The sequence below is a fragment of the Paraburkholderia tuberum STM678 genome, assembly GCF_902833905.1.
In the GTDB taxonomy this organism is placed as follows: Bacteria; Pseudomonadota; Gammaproteobacteria; order Burkholderiales; family Burkholderiaceae; genus Paraburkholderia; species Paraburkholderia tuberum.
Window position 1 is genome coordinate 1 of record NZ_CADFGP010000095.1, and the last position, 16,807, is coordinate 16,807.

Annotated in this window: 17 protein-coding genes and 1 pseudogene; 6 read left to right on the top strand and 12 right to left on the bottom strand. The window is 59.4% G+C overall.

Going from position 1 to position 16,807, the window contains the following annotated elements; genetic code table 11:
• Nucleotides 1–50: 50 nt before the first annotated feature.
• The 4 genes and pseudogenes from HWY30_RS42240 to HWY30_RS38225 form a co-directional block, all read left to right on the top strand.
• Nucleotides 51–169: pseudogene (locus HWY30_RS42240) on the top strand (IS5/IS1182 family transposase); the annotation flags it as partial.
• Between the two features lie 666 nt (nt 170–835).
• Nucleotides 836–1,858: an IS30 family transposase gene (locus tag HWY30_RS38215; protein ID WP_176079022.1), complete on the top strand. Its 1,023-nt coding sequence runs from the start codon at nt 836–838 to the stop codon at nt 1,856–1,858.
• Nucleotides 1,855–2,136, top strand: a complete 282-nt coding sequence (locus HWY30_RS43210; RefSeq protein WP_425199430.1) for a DUF3010 family protein — start codon at nt 1,855–1,857, stop codon at nt 2,134–2,136. Before HWY30_RS38215 ends, HWY30_RS43210 begins: the two co-directional genes overlap by 4 nt.
• Nucleotides 2,137–2,139: 3 nt before the next feature.
• The gene (locus tag HWY30_RS38225) at nt 2,140–3,237 is read left to right on the top strand and encodes a protein kinase domain-containing protein (RefSeq protein ID WP_090812865.1); all 1,098 of its coding nucleotides are present in this window, start codon (nt 2,140–2,142) and stop codon (nt 3,235–3,237) included.
• A gap of 193 nt (nt 3,238–3,430) precedes the next feature.
• Here HWY30_RS38225 and HWY30_RS38230 read toward each other — a convergent pair whose 3' ends face one another.
• The 11 genes from HWY30_RS38230 to HWY30_RS38280 form a co-directional block, all read right to left on the bottom strand.
• A complete protein-coding gene (locus tag HWY30_RS38230) occupies nt 3,431–5,242 on the bottom strand; it encodes a phosphoadenosine phosphosulfate reductase domain-containing protein (protein ID WP_090812864.1) in 1,812 nt (603 codons plus the stop codon).
• A 75-nt stretch (nt 5,243–5,317) separates the two neighbouring features.
• Nucleotides 5,318–6,067 carry a hypothetical protein gene (locus HWY30_RS38235; protein WP_244145170.1) on the bottom strand — a complete coding sequence of 250 codons (750 nt, stop codon included), beginning with the start codon at nt 6,065–6,067 and terminating at the stop codon, nt 5,318–5,320.
• A 314-nt stretch (nt 6,068–6,381) separates the two neighbouring features.
• Complete coding sequence (locus HWY30_RS38240) at nt 6,382–6,810, bottom strand: phospholipase D-like domain-containing protein (protein WP_425199429.1); 429 nt, start codon at nt 6,808–6,810, stop codon at nt 6,382–6,384.
• Nucleotides 6,811–7,112: 302 nt separating this feature from the next.
• A complete protein-coding gene (locus HWY30_RS38245) occupies nt 7,113–7,298 on the bottom strand; it encodes a hypothetical protein (protein WP_090812861.1) in 186 nt (61 codons plus the stop codon).
• A gap of 76 nt (nt 7,299–7,374) precedes the next feature.
• Nucleotides 7,375–9,696: a nuclease SbcCD subunit C gene (locus HWY30_RS38250; RefSeq protein ID WP_090812860.1), complete on the bottom strand. Its 2,322-nt coding sequence runs from the start codon at nt 9,694–9,696 to the stop codon at nt 7,375–7,377.
• Nucleotides 9,684–10,217 carry a hypothetical protein gene (locus HWY30_RS38255; protein WP_090812953.1) on the bottom strand — a complete coding sequence of 178 codons (534 nt, stop codon included), beginning with the start codon at nt 10,215–10,217 and terminating at the stop codon, nt 9,684–9,686. Before HWY30_RS38255 ends, HWY30_RS38250 begins: the two co-directional genes overlap by 13 nt.
• 216 nt (nt 10,218–10,433) lie before the next feature.
• Nucleotides 10,434–11,837: a metallophosphoesterase family protein gene (locus tag HWY30_RS38260; protein WP_090812859.1), complete on the bottom strand. Its 1,404-nt coding sequence runs from the start codon at nt 11,835–11,837 to the stop codon at nt 10,434–10,436.
• Between the two features lie 79 nt (nt 11,838–11,916).
• Nucleotides 11,917–12,399, bottom strand: coding sequence for an NADAR family protein (locus HWY30_RS38265; protein ID WP_090812858.1), 483 nt, complete (start codon nt 12,397–12,399; stop codon nt 11,917–11,919).
• 11 nt (nt 12,400–12,410) lie between these two features.
• A complete protein-coding gene (locus tag HWY30_RS38270; RefSeq protein ID WP_090812857.1) occupies nt 12,411–12,620 on the bottom strand; it encodes a hypothetical protein in 210 nt (69 codons plus the stop codon).
• A 166-nt stretch (nt 12,621–12,786) separates the two neighbouring features.
• Entirely contained in the window at nt 12,787–14,115 is a 1,329-nt protein-coding gene (locus HWY30_RS38275) for a recombination directionality factor (protein WP_090812856.1), read from the bottom strand.
• The gene (locus HWY30_RS38280) at nt 14,112–14,381 is read right to left on the bottom strand and encodes a DUF7696 family protein (RefSeq protein ID WP_341809961.1); all 270 of its coding nucleotides are present in this window, start codon (nt 14,379–14,381) and stop codon (nt 14,112–14,114) included. Before HWY30_RS38280 ends, HWY30_RS38275 begins: the two co-directional genes overlap by 4 nt.
• A 607-nt stretch (nt 14,382–14,988) precedes the next feature.
• Between HWY30_RS38280 and HWY30_RS38285 the strand changes: the two genes are divergently transcribed.
• Nucleotides 14,989–15,645 carry a DUF1845 domain-containing protein gene (locus tag HWY30_RS38285; protein WP_244145171.1) on the top strand — a complete coding sequence of 219 codons (657 nt, stop codon included), beginning with the start codon at nt 14,989–14,991 and terminating at the stop codon, nt 15,643–15,645.
• 27 nt (nt 15,646–15,672) lie between these two features.
• On the opposite strand, the gene HWY30_RS38290 is transcribed toward HWY30_RS38285, so the two are convergent.
• The gene (locus tag HWY30_RS38290) at nt 15,673–15,840 is read right to left on the bottom strand and encodes a hypothetical protein (protein ID WP_167368892.1); all 168 of its coding nucleotides are present in this window, start codon (nt 15,838–15,840) and stop codon (nt 15,673–15,675) included.
• A gap of 93 nt (nt 15,841–15,933) precedes the next feature.
• On the opposite strand from HWY30_RS38290, the gene HWY30_RS38295 reads away from it, so the two are divergent.
• A complete protein-coding gene (locus tag HWY30_RS38295) occupies nt 15,934–16,650 on the top strand; it encodes a hypothetical protein (protein WP_143037386.1) in 717 nt (238 codons plus the stop codon).
• The last annotated feature ends 157 nt before the right edge of the window (nt 16,651–16,807 follow it).

The window sequence follows — 16,807 nt, forward strand, 5'->3', positions numbered from 1 at the left end:
GAAATCGAATCCTATTGCCGGTCGGCCGTCGCCATGTTCATCGCCGCGCACGGTGGCATCTAAAGGTGCGCTATCGCGGCTTGATGAAGAACCCGCAGAGTTGCACACGCTGTTCGCTCTAAGCAATCTGTGGATGACGCGCGAACGACTGATGCGCGAGGCCGCTGCATTCGAGCCAGGTGCCGCACCGCTTCCACCGCATCGAGAGCAATTCGAGGGTCGAGCAAGACGTCATCCTTGCACGGCGTAAGCCGCCTCACCAACTCACGGGTCTAAGCGTCCGCAGAGGCCGATGACTTGTCCCCCAGGCGACGGCACGGAATGACCGTTCCACTCCGATACCTACCCTTAGAACAGAGACTGCTCGACCGGCTGCAACGGGGGTCGGGTTCGGCCGACCGCGTCGGGCGGCAGCCGGCCAGGAAGCGCCATCCATGTGGCGCCGCTGACTGGCCGATCTTCGGCGTTCTGCGGACGGTCGGATCTTACTTTTGTTGCCTCTCGCCCTGTGATCGATGCTACGCAATGCGCAGCGAGACAAGCCAATTCTCTGGTCCCAAATTCGGTGCTATGTGACACAATTCTCGGTCACGGATCAGTCTTCCCCACACGCACAAGACTCGGAGACGTTTATGGTAGTTGCAGGGATTTTCTTGAAAGCAAATTTAGCGAGATTCGTCGCCCTCACCGGTAGTCGAAAATCACATTTACCAGTAGGAAACCGCTTCAATAAACTGGAGCTGATTAAGAACCCTACGCAAGACGATGTGGAAGTCTTTGCGCAGCTTAGTCTCTAGTTCCAAGTGCAACACCTTGAATGAGGTAGGGTGTTGCGATGAAGAAGAACTACAAGCATTTGAGCGCGGAAGAACGCGCGGCGATCATGATCGAACATCGAAAGGGCGGCAGCATAAGAACTATTGCGGGGCTGCTGGGGCGCAGCGCTTCGACGGTGTCGCGCGAACTGGCGCGTAATTGCAGCGTGGACGCGCCGCGCTACTGTGCGACGCAGGCGGCCTCGGCCTATCGGCTGCGTCGTCGGCGCTGCGTACGGCCGCGCAAGTTGATCGAAGGCAGCGCGCTTTATCGGCATGTGCATGATCACCTGGTCTACTGGCGCTGGTCGCCGCAGCAAATCGCTGCCAAACTGCGGGCCATGTATCCAGACGACCCAAGTCAGCACGTCAGCCACGAGACGGTCTACGCTGCCATTTACACCTATGCACGTGGCTCGCTGAAACCGGCCATGATCGCAGCCTTGCGCCAGGAAAAACCGGCGCGCGGAAATCGGCGCACGACGCTTACTGGCGGCAGCTATGTTCCCGAGGATTTGCGCATCCAATATCGCTCCGAGCAGATCGAGCAACGGCTGTTGCCGGGGCACTGGGAGGGCGACTTCATCAAGGGTGCGTTTAATCGTTCCGCCGTGGGCACGCTGGTCGAACGCAAGACGCGCTTCGTGATTCTGTGCCGCATGGATGGCTGTACGGCCAAGAATGCGCTGGAAGGCTTCTCGCGGCAAATGAAGAAGTTGCCGGCCTTTCTTCGCGAGAGCCTGACCTACGATCGGGGAACGGAAATGGCCTGCCATGTCGAGCTCTCCAGGCGGCTCAATATCGATATCTGGTTTGCTGATCCGCATGCACCTTGGCAGCGCGGCAGCAATGAGAACACCAACGGCTTGCTGCGTCAGTTTCTGCCAAAGGGCACGGACCTTTCGACGCTCTCGCAGACCCAGCTCAATGACATCGCCAAATTGCTCAACGGGCGGCCTCGCCAGACGCTCGGCTGGGACTCCCCCGAGGAAGCAATGGCTAAAGAGTTAGAGAAGGCTGGATTAGCTAAACGTTGCACTTGACTCTTGAGACTGCCCAGGCTCTCAAAGCGTTTTGTGCTGAACACTCGATAGACAAAATAGTGGTTAATCGCCGAGCGACTTCGGGCCAGGGCGCTGGTGGCGCTGGGACGTTTCTCATCGAGGGTGTTTTGCTTGCGACATCACCCGTACCCTTGGTGTTTTTTCACAGTGCAACCGTCGCTGCGACCGAACGGAAAGAGTCGGCACTTAAGACTCACCGCCCGTCGACCGCCGATCTCGGCAAAGCCTACGACTTGGCTTTCGAAGGTTTGAACTGAGCTATGCCGTTTGATACCGCAGATTTGCCAGACGAGGCGAAAAGTGCACTCAAGCAATTCCCAGAATTTGAAATTGCGTCTTTTAATGACTCGGGCGCCAATGGCTACGTTCTAGTTGGCCGACACACGCTATTACAGAAAGAAGTTGCCATCAAGATCTATTTTCATGGTGAAAACGATATTGATCAAGAGCCGGCTATCATTGCAAAGATTAACCATGAAAACGTTCTGAAGGTTTACGATGCGCGGAAAGTCAGAAAAGACTGCTCGTATTTCATGACGCCGGCTGCGAGTGAGGGCGATCTTTCAAAATATTTGGATAACTATTTCGTATCCCTTCCACTTTCACATAAACTGCTATGCCAGCTTTTGTCCGGGATCGCGGATCTACACAGAAAGCCCAACCTACTGGTTCATCGAGATTTAAAGCCTGAAAATTTGCTCGTGCACGACGACACCATTTTGATTGCAGACTTTGGTTCTGTTCGGCGGGTCGACAAAAAAACCGGTGCTGCTCCCGCGTCAAAGCACAGCATACTCTACCGACCACCCGAGGCCTTTGGGGAAGAAGCCTTTTTTAATTTTACTTCCGACATATATCAGGCGGGAATGATAGGTTTTTTGCTGTTTGGAGGTAAATTGTCAAATGACTTACTTTCCTATATAACGAATAAACAAAAAATAACACTTGGCGGCATTCAGGGCGAATATGAGAAATCAAAATACGTCGATTCTTTAATTCAAGAAAAAATTGTTCGGGGTAGTCTTTTGAACTTCGCTACGCTGCCATTTTATATTCCAAATTCTATCAAGCGTGTTTTGAGATCTGCGATATCGCCGATCGACAAAAGGTACTCAACAGTAAGCGAATTTCTGGCCGAGCTATTGCGGTTGCGAAACCACTTGCCGGATTGGACGACCCGCAACAAAGCAGTTTTTCTGCGTAATTGGAAGGGATTGGACTACCGGCTCCCTCACGACGAAGCAGCGGTTTATAAGCGAAGCACCGGAGGCGAAAATTTCCGACGTGACAACAGCTACGTAGGAAACAACCAAACCGAATTGCTCGCTCAAATGAAGAGTCGATTGGGCTTGCCCTGATCGTCCAGGATTACTGTGAAGGCGATTTACCTACGCTCGAACGTCCAAAATCAAAACAATAACAGCCCTTGATGTGACGACAGCGTGTGTCCGCACCGGGTCGACCAGAGCCCTTCCCCGAACGCCCGCTCAACCAAAAAAATCCCCAGGGTGTAAGCCCCGGGGATTGTCGAAAGAAACTGCCGCACGCCGATCAGGCTGCTGCGGCGAAAAGATCAAACTGCGGCGCCGCCGGCTTCAGCATCGCCGCGTGCTGCGCGTCACTCACGCTATTCGCAATCAGGTGCGTGTCCAGCTCGTCGGGCGTCAGATTTAAACGCTGGGCGAGCCTGCCGAAGTACTGCCCTCGCTTTGCCATCTCCTGATAACGCTGCGCCATGCCGACCGGCAGCTTCACAATGCCTTCGTTCAGCCAGAACCGCGCTGACTCCATCGCATCATGGTGCTGCGTCCTCAACATGTACGCGGTGTCGTACGTGCAGGTCACGAACTCGCATGCTGCCTCGGCATCGACCTCAAACTGCGAGGCCTCCTCAAAATACACCGTTTGCTCGCCGGCCGACGTACGCGCGTACCACCCTGCACGCTCAGGATGCCTGTAGCGATTCCACTGTTCCGCATCGAAATCGCGGAGGCCGACCGTAGGCGCCTCACGGTCATACCGATCCACCGGGTACCAGCCATGCAGAACAATCTCTGCCTTCGGCTTCGGCTCGACGTGAGGAACCGCATATCTGCGGCCAAGCACGTTGACGTCATGCCACGCAGTGAGCGCGGGGAACGCATGCGGCGCGTAGTGGTGCATCGACAGAAAGAAATCGATGGCCACAAGCTGCTGTGGCGTGACGAATTCGAACTGGGGATCGCACAACATGCGGTTGTGTTCGGTATCGGCTATGCGGCCCGACGCCAACTCGCCCGAATGCCGTTCTGCGCGGTCGCGTTCCTCTGCGTCGATCGAAAGCAGCATACGCAGCATCCGCATGCGCTCCCAGAAGCCGTAGGTATCCGCCTGGATTCGCGTGTACCCCGCATCACTGATCGTGCGTCCAACGAGCTCACGCCGAGACAGATCCCACTGGATCGCCAGAAGATAGTTACGGAACTCGTTCAACGGCTTCAGGTGCGCGTGTTCCGGCTCCTGAACCATGAACTCCATCGACTTGTCACGAGCACCTGTGACAGCGCATAGTGCGCAACCGAACCTGCTTCCGCAAGCTGCGCGAGCGCCGCTTTCCCCGGCAATGACACCGCAGACACCGCCATTGCCAGCGCGGTAGATATCCGAGAGTCTGGCGATGGTCGCCGGCGCGAGCGGACTCGAGAACCGGAGTGACCCTGGATCAACCATACAGCCAAGCATGGTCCAGACATCGTCAGACGTCCAGTCCTTCAAAGGCGAAAGCGATAGTGAGCCAGACGCCTGCCGTGTTGCCACGTCGGCCTGCTCGTTGCGCTCAGTCATGGCTGCGCGCCGTACCGCCGACTCGTCCAGTCTGGTGCCTACGACGCTGATGACTTCCTTCACGCGGGCCGATGACGCCTCCTTTTCAAGCCGCGCCCGAAGCCTGCCCTGTGGCTGCAATTTCCAGGCATCGGCGCAGGCGCGTATGCGTTTGCCGTTACGCACGCCATTTTCTGGAGTTCGTACGAGCGTGCCTCGCCCGATCGTTGAAACAACGAACTGCGAGGCCAGCGACGGCTGCGTGACGTGTATCTCGATCGGCAGACCACTGTCCTCCACGAACAGTGCGACCTCATCGAGCATCGCGTGCAGAAAGTTCGCGGTGCTCGGGTTTTCGATCGTGGTATCCGACGACGTAATGTAGTGCCTGACGCCGGGGGCTGCATGCCTCGCCCGCCTGACTGCTTCGAGCATGAGCACCATCGCGCACGTGCTGTCCTTGCCACCGCTTACACCTGCGGCCAGTACATAGCCCTGCTCGACGTACGACTGCATCGATGCAATGGCGGTTTCCATCAGGGTATGAATATCACGGCCCATCTGTTCGCTCCGTAAAGGGATGGGAGCGTCCCTTTCGGGATCGGCTCCCGAAAGGGTTAAAAAGTCATGAGTTCACTACAAGGTCATGCCGAAACTTGCGGCTTGAGCCTCTTCGAGCGACTGGTCGGCCGCGGCGAAAAGATCCGGCTGCCGGGTTGCCCGATCGAGGCGCGGCAACGCATTGGAGAAACGACTTGGCCCGCTGCCGTCGAAACTGTCAGCGCCGGCGGCCGCACAGATGCGAATGCGGCGCGCCGAGTTCACGCGACCAACATGCAGATGGCAGTTGCGTCGGCGCGCAAGTAGTCCCCACGCTTCGGCAGTCGATTCCTTCCAGTCCGTTGACCCGCCGATGAAAATACCAACGACGGGCGAGAGGTACGGAGCGACATCTTCGAGTTGCATGCCGTTCTGTACAGCGATGAGGAGCTGTGAGGGCATGCCTCGCAGACGCTCCATCCAGCGCAATGAGAACTCGAGCGATGCCAGACCGCCCTGGACGATGTCCGGCAGGACGATCCAGTCAGCACGCTCGCCGAGCTTGTCGACGACAGCAAGAAACGCGGCTTCGTCAAACGGCTCGCCACGCTGATATGCGGTCCACGCACCGTTGTCGATGGCGTAGCGCATGCCTTCGGTGCGGTGCTCGCCTTTAGCGGAGACAAGAAGACGCCAGCCAGCATGCGCAAGCGCTTCGAGATTGCGCCGTGTACCGGTCCGGCTGGCATAGCCCACCATCGCAGGGCGGCGCATGATCAGACGCTCCTCAACGGCAGGATCATCGTCGGCGCTGCCATCGACGCAGTAGTAGTCGGCGTAGGCCATGACAGCCTGCGCCCACCCCTGTTTCTCGCCACTCGCATACGGCGCCAGCCAGCAAGGCACTGCACCCGCCGCGCACGGTGTTGCTGCATTAACCATGAAAACTCCACAAGTGAATGCGGAGCGACCCCGGCGGGATCGCTTTCCCGCGGGGTCAGAAAGTACGAGTAGAAGGAGTTGGCGGTCAGCGGGCCCGATACGCCTCGCCTTGCGCCGTCAGGATCTTCCAGTCATCGAGATACGCTTTCGCGATCTCCGGATGGTTCCACAGCACCAGCACGTTTTCGGAATTCACACGCGCGGCGGCCTGACTGTAGTTATACGAACCCGTCTCGACCGTTGCGTGTGTCAACTACCACGAACTTGTCGTGCTGGATCGGATACGCGCGCACCACGACGACAGGCACGCCCGCATACACGAGCGAGCCCATCGCAGCCGCAGCCTTCCCGCTGCGATCCTCTTCGACGTTGTTGTGGTAATCGACGGTTACTTCCACGTCGACGCCACGTCGCTTTGCATCCAGCAGCGCTCTTACGACTGCCGGCGCGGTGAACGAGTAGGCCATCACGCGAATTGACTGCCTCGCACTACGGATGGTTTGAAGGACTAGCTGTTCCGCGCCACCGTCAGGTGAAAACGCCACCTGTACGTCGCTGGTTGCGCTGAGCGCCGGTTGCGCCCACAACATGCCCGCACCCGCAACGAGGGCGCCAGCCACCGTCGCAATGACGATCTGTTTTCTCATAAACGCCTCCGTACGTTTACCGGAAAAGCCTCGGCTCCCGAAAGGGTGCCGAGGCGTTGCACGGTTTGACTCAGGAACAGGTTTTTGGATGACTCAGCGGGTATGTGATTACCCTGCCATCCGGGCACACCCGGAAGTCACCCGGTTCGCCTCTCGGCGCGTGGACCACAATCACGGGCCGCGCAGTTGCGACGTGGGTTTGCGGCGCAGCAGTGCAGGCACACAGCGATGACGTGCCTGCCGCAAACAGCAGCATGAGGAAAGTTTCCATCTGGATATCTCGAATAAAGGGTGTGCGCCGCCTAAGCGGTGCGTGAATTAGCGGGATCGCTCGCGTGGATCGTCACCCACTTGCCCTCGACCAGGACGTCACGCAGGAGCGAGCCGTTCAGGACATAGCTGTGAGTGGTGCCCGAACGCGGGGAACAGTGACGAACTGACAGCGTTACCGCTTCAGTGCGTTTCTGGAGATTTTGAAAAGTGGACATCGACGTTCCTCGTTGGAAATAAGCGAGGAAACGCCCTGTGGGGACGTTCCCCACAGGGTTAAAAACAAATGACACGTCACGCGGCCAGCGCCCGAACGTCGATCACGGCATCGGCCTCACTCACCAGATCAGGCGTTTGCGAGATGAAAAACTCCCGCTCATACCCTCCCTGCTTCAGCACCTCCCGCTTCATCCGCATGAACTGCAGCTTGCGCTGCGGGTCGAGCGGACCATCGGACTCGTCGCTAAAGAGCGTTTGGTACGGCTGCCCGGCGTTCTGGGCCTGGTACAGCGCAATACCTCGTGTGAGGCATTCGTTGATCCAGACCTTCTGGCCACCGGACATCACCGACACCGACTTCGTGCTGTCGGCGTCCGCGTCGTGCACAAGGATTTCGAAACCCTCACGCAGATCGCCGTTTGCAAGCGCGCGCTGCGTGCGGATCTCCACTGTGAACCGCATGCCGTAACAGGCCAGCAACAGCCTGTTGACGGTGTCGGTCAGTGCAGGTCCCGCGTCGTCGATCGTCAACGCTATAACGCCGTCGTTGCCAAGGCCTCTCGCGAGCAGCTTCCATTGGGAAATCTCATCGGAGAGCCGGTCGGCCCGCAGTTGCGTCGCCGAGAACCCGTCGAGCTCAATAGCAAGCCCATTTGCTTCGGCCTGCAGCACTGTCTGGGCACGGATCGCACCTTCAATCCGGCCCTCAAGTTCTGCGACAGCCTCGCGATTGGTGGCCAGCTTCCGGTCAGTCTCCGCAATCGCGGCCGTCACATCGACGGCTGCAAGCTGCTTCGATTCCGCATGGATTCTGGTCATCTCAGCCGTCATACGCGCCTTTTCGGACTCGTATCGGGCTGAGCGCGCAGCGACCTCGTCAGCAACCTGCCTCAACTCCGCGTTAGCGGTCTCAAGGCCCGTTGCAGCAGCATCGAGAAGCGGCTTGCTGGCGGCAAGCTCAGTCGCCGCCTGCAGGTTGCACCGGGCTTCGGTCAGAATCGCGGTGAGCGCATCACGCTCACTGCGCTTTGCAGCAAGCTCCGCAACGACTGGAGCAAGCGCATCGGCCTGTGCTTTCTTCTCGCGATACTGCGCGCGAAGTTCGGCGACCGACACCCGTTGCTCCTCTGCCTGCGACTGCGCCTGCAACGCCTGACTGAGCAGCGGACACGTGGCATGCATCGCATGCCCCACACACGGCACCTGGTCGACTACCGCAGCCTGCTTCGTCAATGTCTCGAAGTGGGCGGCTTTAGTCTGACCCTGCGTCATGAGACCCGAAAGCGAGCTCTGAAGCGTGGCATGACTGACCTGCTTTGCTTCAAGCTCCGCGATAACCCGTTGCAGAGGCTCCAGCTTTACCTCCTCACGAGCAATCAGCAGTTGGGCTTCGTCACGCCTGGCCGCCGCACCCAGAATCGCGTCCTTGTGGGCGAGCGTCGTCTGGTGACTGGTCACGGTCTGCTTCAGCGCATTCACACGCTGCTGGCTCCGAACGGATGCCGCCCGCTCGTCACCATCCAGCGCCTGTACGCCCTTCACCAGTTCGCCAGCGCGCACCGACAACTCACGAAGCCTCGCTTCAGCCGTTGACGATTCGCCTGCCTTTGCCGCCAACGTTACGCGCTCCTGAGTCAGCTTTGTGGCTTCCTCAAGCTTCAGATCGCGTTGCGCCCGGGTCTCACGCAGGACATCGCCCTGCGCCAGCACCAATCGCTCAACCTCCGCTTTCCTTTGCCGTTTGCCCACAAGCGCCGTCAGGTCCGACTGGATCTCCTCAAGCGCCCGGCCAAGAATCTTCGCGACATCGCCAGCTTTTGCCGACAGCGCCTTGAGGTGTTCAATGCCGAGCATTTCCGCGAGCAACGTCTTTATTTCTCCCGCTCCGTAGGAGGCGAGCGGCCGCCGGTTCTGCGCGGAAAAGACACTGGTAAAGAACGTCTGAAGCGAGCCGTTGATGGCTTCGACGCAGCGGTTATAGGTCACCGCCTTGCCGTCCGACACCGTGCCATCGGGCAAGGTGACGGGGCGCCACGCGTCATCAGATCCACGCCACGCAAGGTAGTACTCCGCCTTGCCTGTCTTTCCCGGCTTTCTGAATGTGAACGTCGAGCGGTAGCGGATACCGTCGTGTTCCCATTCCAGCTCCTTCAGCGCACTGGTCCCGCAGATGTGGTCCCAGTACGAAAAGGCATCGACCGATAGCGACGACGCGTGAGACGGCATGATCGGATACGGGTGCAGGTTGTCCATGATCGTCGTTTTGCCAGCCCCGTTGGGACCGACTAGCGCAATCAGGCCATCCGGCAGCGACTCCAGATCAAGCGTGATGCTGTCGCGTTTCATACCGTCGCGCACACCGTAAAAGCCTTCGAGAGTCAGCTTCAGTGGGCGCATGGCGACACCTCCATCCCTTCTGCCATGGAAGCCAGCCGGGAATAGAACGCGATGTCGTCATCATCTGGAAACGGCTCGGTCATCGGGTCGACTCTCGCGACCACAACGCCCGGCGCCTGAAGTTTCCCGGCGATGGCAGCCTCGACTTTTTCGCATGCCCGGCTGAACTCCCGCCGCGCACTCGTCAGCAACTCGTCCCACCCGGCATAGCCGGTGAGGGTACGAATCTCCATCGGGGACCACTGCGTTGCCATGCCCGTGTGATGCGACCACAACAGGTGCTGCATCTCGACCGCAGGGGTGACGACGATCTGGCTCGCTCCCGGCGTGGTTGCGCCGAGGACAAGCATCTGACCGGCTTGCGCCAGAACAGCCCCCCGGTCCTTGCCGAAGGGTTGATGAAGGATTGCCGCCGTGAAACCAGCGTACTCAACGAGCGACTTCTGGATATCGCGCACGTCCTGATCATCCATCACGAACACGCGAACCCACTCCGAACCGGCAGGGTAAAGACCAAACATGATTGCACTCCGTAGTTGACAGGCGGAGTGCGCCCGGTAGGGATCGCTCCCCGCCAGGGTGAAAGAATTGAACTGCTGAGAAAGGTGAAGCAACGACTACATCGATGCGTCTGAGACGCGGTGAAACCTCGTTTCGATAGCTGCGGAGCTATCGGAACAGGGCTCTATTCCACTGCGGGAGAGCCTTACCGGCCTCCCCCGCATATGAGCAGCAAACTACGCTGCGAAAAGATCATCCTCGAGCCACGACACCTGTGATGCGGGCGCAACTTCCACCGTCGCATCAGGCAGCGTTGGCTCGACAGCCTGCGTGAGGACTTCAACATCCACGACCGCACTGGCCGCAGGTGCCGTCGCCTGCTTCGGTGGCAGCAACATCGCGCTCTCACTTTCGTCAGCAGTCAGCCCCGCGAGAACGGCAGCAGCGATCGCCTCCGCGTAGCCGGACTCCAGCATCTGGAATCGCGCAACGATAGGAGCCGCCTCCACGTTTGCATGCTCAGCCCACCGCTCGATCTTTCGATCGACGGTTACTTCAAGACTGATGCCTTGCGATCGTGAACGCGTCACAGGCAGGATTCGCGCTTCGACCTTCAGACCCGCAGCACCTGAAAACAGCGCTTCGATCGCTTCGCGGTCCACCGACTGCCGATGCTCCTCGTCGACCTGCCAACGAACGCGAACGAACTTGTCGCTCGAATCTGCTGCCATGGCCGCAAGGCGCTCCATGTCGGGAGGCCCGTCGAAATCGATACAGATCGTCTGGCGCGCCGGCGTTGGAACAAGCACCGCTCTCGCGTCGTCCGTCTCAACGTCCCATGCCAGATAGCCCTTATCGCCTTCCTCGCCGTAGTGAAACCGCCCCGGCGAGCCTGCGTAAGCTACGACGCGGCCGCCGCGGTCCCACTGCTGCGACTTGTGGATATGACCCAGCATGAACGCGTCACATTCGGCCTCGAAAAGCGCACCCAACGAGAACTCGTGATCGAACCCCGCCATCGTTACGCCGTGTTCGGTCGTACAACCGTTGACCGTGCCGTGGGAAACGCCGACTGTCCGGATGCCGGCCGCGCGAAGCTGCCTGTTAATGCGCCCCGCTGCTGCCAGATAGTCACCGAGTACTGCTTCCAGCCCCGTCGCGGCATTCTTCGCACCGACCGCGGCCGCCAGCTGCCCCTTGTTGATCGTGGGCAGACAGGTGAACACGACATCGGCGCCAAGCTTGAGCACGCTCGCCAGTTCCTCTTCGTTGAAGACAGGGCCCGCCGATTCGAAGAAACGTCCCTCGAACAGGCTGACCTGCTGCACGCGCTCGGCAATGAAAACCGGGTGAGTGGTTCCCATCAGCGCGAAGTTGCGAAGCGTGCCAGGCGGCTCGTGCGAGAACGTGCCTTGCAGCATGAGAACCGGCATACCGAGCGTCAGACGGTTGATGTTTCTCGCTAACAGGTTGAGCGCCGGGGCGTGAGCATCGAGCCGATGATCGGTCGAGTCACCCGAGATGACAGCAACGTCCATACAACGATTGAGCGCGTCATCGACAGCGTAGGAGAAACAACGGTCCGCCTCGTCGAGGTTTTTCGGCGAGTAATGCAGGTCAGACATGTGAGCGATTTTCACGTCGCCTCCTCAAAAGAAAAAAGGCCGCCCAGGGGCAGCCTCAATAGATAGCGCGCCATGCGGCGCGGTGGAAAAGCGGTCAGCGAGACAGCGTGTCCCGAACCTTCATCAGCGTCACGCCAAGCAGGTTCGTGCCACGCCAGTTCGCCTTATCAAGAATCAGCGGGTCCCGCTCGCCCAGCCCTACGCCCCAGATACGGTCGTAAGGACTGGCCTCAACAAGCTCGGTTGGCGCGGTCGCCAGAAGCAGCGAGCGCAATCCCGGATTCTGGGCAAACTTCTCCCGGCATCCGACATAGACAATCGCCTCGCGCTTCGCTTCCCACGTGGCAAGGTCAAAACCCTTGACGGTCCGTCCGATCGCTTTCTGATCTTTCGGGTAGCGCGCGTTGAGAATTTCTGCAGATGCTTTCTCGTCGCCAAACAGCTTCGCCTTTGAAAACATCATGAACTGCTCTACCGACGAAAACTCAACACCGTGATAAGCGAACCGGCACGGGTGCCAGTTGCTAAACGCGTCGTCAGCGCCGAAGAACAGCGTGAAGTTCGCGATTCTGCGCATCGTAAAAGCTCCTAGAAGACGGTCATGCACCCGTCGCCTTCGCCCCAACCGATCTGCAGCTTCGCAGGTTCGGGTTCGATAAACGACGTGCTCATGCACTGCTGGCACTGGACAACGATCCGCTGCGTTCGATCGGCAGTGAAGACCTTGAACAGGTCACCACCACATCCGCCGCACCGCATCTGCTGCAAACCCGTGAGGGCACCCAGATTCTTCGACATAAAATCGATGCTCCATCAAGAAAGGATAGTGATCCGCCGGTTGCGGCGGAAGAATTCGATGCGCAGATGTGCGCGGTCGAAAACGCTTTAGCAAGTCCGCTTGCTGAAGGGCTCTCGTACGCGAGGAAAGAAAAAGGATGACCAGCCCCGAAGGGGCCGGTCAGGGTTAGACGTAGCTATTTGCCTGTTTGATGTCATCGTCGAACGCAACGGGATCATCGAGCGCCGCTGTAAGGCGTGCGTTCATCTGATCGACGTCTGCCAATCTTTCCGCCCAGCCGCGCCCGAATGTGACGTGCGCGTATCTGCGGAAATCCTGCTGACGATCCGGCTGACTCATACCGAGCCGGTTCAGCAGATCCGACATGCGGTGACGCTTGTCTTCAAGGGTTTCATCCGGCTCCGGTTGCCCGGCCATGCCGCCACCCTCACCGTCCGCACCACCGGCGCTGTCAGTTTCACCATGCATCGGCCCGCCCGTTTCAGGTTCACCAACGTCGGCTTCCCCAAACGTCTGCGGCAGCACTTCGACGTTACCTGCTGCTTCGATCAGGGCAACCGCCCGGTTCGCCGCATCAAGCGCCGGTTGCGGCTCGTCGCCTGCATCCAGTAACGCGCCGAGATCGATATCGGCATCGAGCACGGTCAACATCTGCTTCTGACGTACGGCCTGGCCGTTGTCGTCAATGCGGGTGATGTCGAATTCCTTCTTTGACAACCAGAATCGCGTGCCGGTCAACCTGCCTCGCGCGAGCGAGACGGTCTGCATGGCGGAATACGCTTTCTGCAGGACGTAAATCGAATTCGTCGGAAGTTCGATCAGCCCAAGCCCCTTGACATCGGGAATCGCGAACACGAAGTTCGCGCTCAGATTGCATTTGCGGTCCTGATACTGCGGGCACACATGCGGATCGCAGAGGCCGTCGGGAATGTCGTCGTCCTGCCGCTGGATGACAAGACGTCCACCGAAAGACCGCCGCACCCGTTTTGCACGCTCGTCGCGCTCGACCGGTGCATAGGTCTTGCAGTAGCGCTTGCCGTCGCGACCATATTCCGAGAAGTACTGGCGGCCGGTCGTTGTGTAAGCGGCCATCTGGTTGGGCACGTTGCGCAGCCAGTCGTCAAAGGCAAACATCACTGGGAAACGATGTAGCTTGACGCCATCGCCACGATCCTCACCATAGAGGCGAAGAATTTCGTCGGCCGTGTCGGGGTTTGAGAAGTCGGATCGTCTGCAAGTGAAATGCGCGACGTTTCTCGGGATGAGCGCATTGCGCAGCTTGAGTTTTGTCTCAATGACCTTTCCGATCGTCTCATATGAGTCGCCGGCGGCCACCATCGCGTTGTACAGCTCAACGGCCTGCGGGATGCCCTGCGCAGCGCGCGTAAGCACCTTGATGCCAGGCCTGATCTTACCGATGACCGGCGGGCGGATTGCGCGCTCTTCGACCAGACTGCGAGGCGCGTTGTCGAACATCTGGACGACTGCGTTCATGAAGGTTTCCTTGCGAGAAAAAAGATGGCGTTCGTACGCAACGTGCTGGCCTGGGATTCCATCTCCCGGGCAGCGACATTGCCGCGACGTTCGCTGACATGGTGGATAAAGACGGAGCGCTCGGCATCGCTGAACATCGCGACCTTCGCGACCTCACAGCGGCTGCGCCATGCGTCGGACGTGGTGTCCAAAGCGCTACGCTCGTTGTCGAGCTGAAGCTTGATGGCCTCGGCAATGCGTTCGTTGAGGCGGTCGTGCAACAACATAAGCACCTCCAGTTGAGAAAAGCCCACCAGGAATCGATGGACGAAAAAAAAGCCCGCTCCGGTAAGGGAGCGAGCTTCGTGAAATCAGGATAGATGTGACCTACGCGCCACGTCCCTTCTGGGGACGTGGCGAGCAGGGAGCGGCACCGGAAACCGGTGCGCTCTGTCAGAGGACGTAAAGTCGTCCTCGCGCAGCATGGTCACGCCGCGCAACAGCCCTTTTCGGAAAATACATTCCGCCGCAGGAATCACGGATCAGCCAACTTCGATCGTTCTACCCAGATCAGGCTCTGGAGAGAGAACACCCGAAAACCTGGGTTCGAACGATGTACCGGCGCAAAGAATGCGGGCCAGGTACGAGTATCACAGCTGAAATTGGGGAGTCTGTAGCGGGCAGACTCAGCACAAGAAGATTTCCACACCGGTAGCTATCCGGTCGGAGCATGCTCAGGAGCACGACTTGGAGAAAGAAGATGGACTCCGGGCTTGGAGTCGAGGTCGATGCGTCAGAGACGCGGGGAATGGATTGAAGTATCCGGGCAAATTGCCCGAGGGAGCATCTTAAAGCTCACGAAATTGATATAGCTTTTGCCTGCTTGACGGTTAAGTGTTCAGTGAGAATTTATGTGAGAGAGAACACATACACCGAGAACACGTTATGTCTGGCTTCGAAACGGAAAAGCCCGAGGCGGCTGACCCAGAACGACTGATTGCCCCTTCCCCTGCTGCCCAAACGGGCGCGGGCGGTCTGCGACCCATCAAGCGTCTGACGAGCGATGACCGCCTTGCGCGAATTCATCCCGAGACGCTGGCCAAAACCGAGTTGCTGTACTACTCGGACTTCGCGCGCACCTTCGTGAGATCCGATTACAACTTCTGCGCGGCAAAGATGACCGTTGCGCGCGGCGGCAAGCTTCTCGCGCTGGAGGCGGAATTTCACACGGCAGAAACGTTTTTCCGCAAGGCACTCGTCTGGGCCAACAAGCTGCACGGTCGCAGCACCGGCCTTGAGCCGGAGCGCGTGACGCTCGAAATCAAACACCCGATGTCGGGACGCCTCGTGCGACTGCTCACGATTTACGACCAGCTCTTCCGCAAGACCATGGAAGCTCTCGTTGGCCGCTCAGTGATGGCACACGATCGCAAGTCGGCGCTTGACGCCGCAGCCGCGCGCATCAAGCAGATCCCCATCCTGTGCATGCCGGACAACGACCGGTACACACCGGAAGGCGTACTGCTTCCCGACCACGACGACACCCACTGAACCCCGCTGGTTCGCCGCCGGTAGAGCTCATCCTTGACATCGGGCGGTATCGGGCAGGCTGTAATCCAGACAACGAGAAGAGGCATCTTCATGGACATTCGCGAGATCCAGCGACTGCACGCCCAGTTCGCCCCAGATTCGATGGTCATCGACCTTCCCCGCCAGATCGCTGCATTGCCAGCGCCGGGCGATCATTCTGAATCCGACCCATCGCGCGCGATTCATGCTCGCATGGCAGGCGTGGCGCCACGTGCGAGACAAGCTGCCATCGGACTTGCCATTGCCGCCATGGTCGCCATGGCCGGAATGGGCGCAGCGTCGCTTTACAGGAATTTTCAGGCGGGTCACCACCCGGCGTCGACGGTCTCAACAGCGACCGAACAGAAGTCGGACGCGTCGCCCCAAACGACAGAGAAGCCGGCGTTTCAGGAAGTCGACGCCACGCCCGCTCATCCGGTCAGCGCCGCGCCCACACTGAGCGCCAGCGACTTTGCTTCCGCCGGTTCGCTCGGCCTCACCGCCGACCAGTTCAGGAACTCCCTGAAGTCCCCGGCGTGCGCCGGTCAGCCTGTGACGTCGCCGTCGGCGCCCGCGCTGTCGAGCGAAGCACAGCTCGCGGCCGTTTCACCGATCCATCGCGTGGGCGCGAGCCGTGAAACGGCTGCCGCAGCAACGCAGCCGACGCCGCGGGCGGAGCCGGCGCCTGCTCAGGCTGTTGTCGTTGCCAAACCTGCACCAGCGGCTCAGACCAAAGCGCAGTCCGCACAGGCCGCACAAGTCACGCAACCGCCGGCGGCTGCGGCGCAAGCCCCCGCTCCGGTGGCGCAAGCGGCACAACCGGCGCAGCCGGTACAGCCGGTACAGCCCGCCGAAGCAGCCAAACCGGCCCGCGCTGCGCACCGCCATATCTCGCGCCCTCGCGTGGAGCAGAACGCGGAGTCCGGTTCAGACGCCAGACCGGCCGCCGAAAGCCGCGCCGCGCCTGCCGAAGTGAAGATGTTCTAGGGAGAATGGCACTTACTTAAGCCCGTGGAGCGTGCCCATATTTTTGGACGCGCTCACGTGCGATGTGACGAGGCTCTTTCAGCCATGGGTAGGACTTCGGTCTTCGTTTGCGCATTCGTGGTTCGATGCGACCGGGGCGACTCCCAACGCAAGACTG

Coding starts and splice junctions, on each gene's coding strand:
- HWY30_RS38215 (WP_176079022.1), top strand. CDS start 836: ATGAAGAAGAACTACAAGCATTTGAGCGCGGAAGAACGCGCGGCGATC.
- HWY30_RS38225 (WP_090812865.1), top strand. CDS start 2,140: ATGCCGTTTGATACCGCAGATTTGCCAGACGAGGCGAAAAGTGCACTC.
- HWY30_RS38230 (WP_090812864.1), bottom strand. CDS start 5,242: ATGGGCCGTGATATTCATACCCTGATGGAAACCGCCATTGCATCGATG.
- HWY30_RS38235 (WP_244145170.1), bottom strand. CDS start 6,067: ATGGCCTACGCCGACTACTACTGCGTCGATGGCAGCGCCGACGATGAT.
- HWY30_RS38240 (WP_425199429.1), bottom strand. CDS start 6,810: ATGAGAAAACAGATCGTCATTGCGACGGTGGCTGGCGCCCTCGTTGCG.
- HWY30_RS38245 (WP_090812861.1), bottom strand. CDS start 7,298: ATGTCCACTTTTCAAAATCTCCAGAAACGCACTGAAGCGGTAACGCTG.
- HWY30_RS38250 (WP_090812860.1), bottom strand. CDS start 9,696: ATGCGCCCACTGAAGCTGACTCTCGAAGGCTTTTACGGTGTGCGCGAC.
- HWY30_RS38255 (WP_090812953.1), bottom strand. CDS start 10,217: ATGTTTGGTCTTTACCCTGCCGGTTCGGAGTGGGTTCGCGTGTTCGTG.
- HWY30_RS38265 (WP_090812858.1), bottom strand. CDS start 12,399: ATGCGCAGAATCGCGAACTTCACGCTGTTCTTCGGCGCTGACGACGCG.
- HWY30_RS38270 (WP_090812857.1), bottom strand. CDS start 12,620: ATGTCGAAGAATCTGGGTGCCCTCACGGGTTTGCAGCAGATGCGGTGC.
- HWY30_RS38275 (WP_090812856.1), bottom strand. CDS start 14,115: ATGAACGCAGTCGTCCAGATGTTCGACAACGCGCCTCGCAGTCTGGTC.
- HWY30_RS38280 (WP_341809961.1), bottom strand. CDS start 14,381: ATGTTGTTGCACGACCGCCTCAACGAACGCATTGCCGAGGCCATCAAG.
- HWY30_RS38290 (WP_167368892.1), bottom strand. CDS start 15,840: ATGATCGCCCGGCGCTGGCAATGCAGCGATCTGGCGGGGAAGGTCGAT.
- HWY30_RS38295 (WP_143037386.1), top strand. CDS start 15,934: ATGGTCGCCATGGCCGGAATGGGCGCAGCGTCGCTTTACAGGAATTTT.